This is a genomic window from Mycobacterium sp. TH-M82 (assembly GCF_057473605.1).
In genome coordinates, this window is the sequence record NZ_JBYCKY010000861.1 from 1 (window position 1) to 1,004 (window position 1,004).

At 68.9% G+C, this 1,004-nt stretch carries 1 pseudogene; it reads left to right on the forward strand.

Features of this window, described 5'->3' with window-relative positions:
- A pseudogene (locus AC2VON_RS24975) lies at positions 1 to 1,004 on the forward strand (cholesterol oxidase); the annotation flags it as partial.

The window sequence follows — 1,004 nt, forward strand, 5'->3', positions numbered from 1 at the left end:
CGTTCACCGACGCCGACCGCATCGTCAAGGAGGTTGCCGACGAGATGGGCGTCGGCGACACGTTCGTGCCGACCCCGGTCGGGGTGTTCTTCGGCGCCGACGGCGCTGACGGCCCCGCCGGCGGCAAGACCGTGCCCGATCCGTATTTCGGCGGTGCCGGGCCGGCCCGCACCGGCTGCGTCGAATGCGGCGAGTGCATGACCGGCTGCCGGCACGGCGCCAAGAACACCCTGGTGAAGAACTACCTGTATTTGGCGGAATCGGCTGGCGCGCAGGTGCATCCGATGACGACGGTGACCGGCTTCGAGCAGGGGCCCGGCGGACTGTGGCAGGTGCGAACCGCGCGTACCGGGCTGTCGCCGCGGCGTCGCCATAAGACCTTCACCGCGACGTACCTGGTGCTGGCGGCCGGCACCTACAACACCCAGCGGCTGCTGTTCACGATGCGGGACAAGGGCAAATTGCCGAAACTGTCCGCCAAGCTCGGGGTGCTGACCCGCACCAACTCCGAGTCGATCGTCGGCGCGGCCCGGTTGCAGGTGAGCCCGCAGCTCGACCTGACCCGCGGGGTGGCGATCACCTCGTCGATCCACCCCACCGCCGACACTCACATCGAGCCGGTCCGCTACGGCAAGGGCTCCAACGCGATGGGCCTGCTGCAGACCCTGATGACCGACGGCGCCGGACCGTTGGGCACCGACACCCCGCGGTGGCGACAACTGCTGGACCAGGCCCGCGAAGACCCGAGCAACATGCTGCGGCTGCTCAACCCGCGGCACTGGAGCGAGCGCACCGTGATTGCGCTGGTGATGCAGCATCTGGACAACTCGATCACGACGTTCACCCAACGCGGCAAGCTGGGTATCCGGCGCTACTCCAGCAGGCAGGGCCACGGCGAGCCCAACCCGAGCTGGATCCCGGTCGGCAACGAGGTCACCCGCCGGATCGCCGCCAAGATCGACGGGGTGGCCGGCGGCACCTGGGGTGAGTTGTTCAACATCCCG